The 1,962-nt window shown below is 62.8% G+C and carries 3 protein-coding genes; all 3 read right to left on the bottom strand.

Annotated elements, in window-relative coordinates; all coding sequences use genetic code 11:
- Positions 1-227 (bottom strand): alcohol dehydrogenase catalytic domain-containing protein (locus tag CO666_RS33290; RefSeq protein WP_179869735.1); only part of this gene is annotated, 227 nt, incomplete at its 3' end.
- A 136-nt stretch (positions 228-363) separates the two neighbouring features.
- A complete protein-coding gene (locus tag CO666_RS33295) occupies positions 364-1,059 on the bottom strand; it encodes a dimethylsulfonioproprionate lyase family protein (RefSeq protein WP_097616189.1) in 696 nt (231 codons plus the stop codon).
- A 15-nt stretch (positions 1,060-1,074) separates the two neighbouring features.
- A partial coding sequence (locus tag CO666_RS33300; protein ID WP_097616191.1) for an electron transfer flavoprotein subunit alpha/FixB family protein occupies positions 1,075-1,962 on the bottom strand: 888 nt, incomplete at its 5' end.

Below are 1,962 nucleotides of genomic sequence, written 5' to 3' on the forward strand. Positions count from 1 at the left end.
GTGACGCCCGGACCGACATCGACGACGATGCCGGCGCCCTCATGGCCGAGGATCGCCGGAAACAGACCTTCCGGATCAGCGCCCGACAGGGTGAAATCGTCGGTGTGGCAGATGCCGGTCGCCTTGACCTCGACCAGCACCTCGCCGGCCTTCGGTCCCTCCAACTGTACGGTCATCACTTCCAACGGTTTGCCGGCCTGAACGGCAACAGCGGCGCGAACGTCCATTTTGATATCCTTCCTCTTAAATTGAGTTTCGGTTGTCACATATTCGAATAGACCGACAGGGCTGGCGCGCGCCCCACGATCCGAAATCAAATTCCATGCTCTCGCCCTCGGCTTTTCGCTCGCGGCCAGAGCCCTGTCACGTCTCCGGCTCGACCTGGCACCAGACTGCGAGCAGCGGCCGGGCCGTGCATCTTATCGCGAAAGATTGCCCAGCATCGTTTGCAAAGACTGTGCCGGTGGCAGCAGAAAACCATTGGGAATCACCAAGGGAGATTTCAGCCGGGGAAAGCAGAAGAAAGGCGCGAGGCTGCGTCTGAACATGATCGGGGAAGCGGCTGTAGCGATCCATATAGATCACCCCGACCCTGAGATCGGCGCGCTCCTCCAAGCCTCCAGGACCAACTACGACCGCATGGGAATGCGTATTGCCGAAATTCAGGCTTGCAAACGGACCGGAGCGACCGCGTCTCCAGAGCAGCTTATCCGCGAGACTATGGAATTGGCTGGCGATCGCCTCGTATTTCCGTCCTGATTTTGCAAGATGGCCGATAACGTCATCAAGTCCCTCCGGCACACCGGGAAGAGGCCCGCCCTCCGGCCGCACCTTGCCTGTTTTGAGCAGCCTCTGGAGGACCTTGCCCGCGACGAAGCTGGCCACAGCTGGAGCCTCCGCCGACAGCATCAGCCCGCCGACGTCATTGAGGAATTCCTGCAGCGGCTGGGGCCGCCTTTCCCTTCCGATGTCGTGCAGCCTGATATAGGCCGGCTTTTCGTCATCGTTCAGAAGAAGGTCGGCACCAGGTTTGATTGGACGTCCCACCGCGCGAGCCACGTTCGGTCTCCCTCGTCAGAGCGCCTTCTGCAATTCCGGCAGGGCTTCGAACAGATCGGCGACCAGACCGTAGTCGGCGACCTGGAAGATCGGCGCCTCCTCGTCCTTGTTGATGGCGACGATGACCTTCGAATCCTTCATCCCGGCCAGATGCTGGATGGCCCCGGAGATGCCGGCGGCGATATAAAGATCAGGCGCCACCACCTTGCCGGTCTGGCCGACCTGCCAGTCGTTCGGGGCATAACCGGCATCGACGGCCGCACGGCTGGCGCCGACGGCAGCACCGAGCTTGTCGGCCAGCGGCAGGATGACTTCGCGGAACTTCTCCGCCGAACCCAGCGCCCGGCCACCGGAGAGGATGATCTTCGCCGAGGTCAGCTCCGGACGGTCGGAGGCCGACAGTGCGTCCTTGACGAACGTCGACAGACCGGGATCGGAAACGGCCGGGATGACCTCGACCGCGGCGGAGCCGCCTTCTGCTCCGGAGGCAAACGAGGCGGTGCGCACGGTGATGACCTTCTTGGCATCGCTTGCCTGCACCGTCTGGATGGCATTGCCGGCATAGATCGGCCGCTTGAAGGTATCGGATGAGACGACTTCGACGATCTCCGAGACCTGGGCGACATCGAGCAGGGCGGCGACGCGCGGCAGCACGTTCTTGCCGACCGAGGTGGCGGCAGACAGGATCGTGTCGTAGCCGGCGGCGAGCGAAACGATCAGATCGGCCAGCGGCTCGGCCAGATTGTTGGCGAGTGCATCGCTTTCGGCCAAGAGCACCTTGGAGACGCCGGAGAGTTTGGCCGCCTGTTCGGCAGCGGGCTTGGCGCCCTTGCCGGCGACCAGCACATGGACATCGCTTGCCTGTTCCTTGGCGATCTGGCTTGCCGCCGTCAGTGCCTTGGC

It is taken from the genome of Rhizobium chutanense (assembly GCF_002531935.1).
GTDB lineage: Bacteria > Pseudomonadota > Alphaproteobacteria > Rhizobiales > Rhizobiaceae > Rhizobium > Rhizobium chutanense.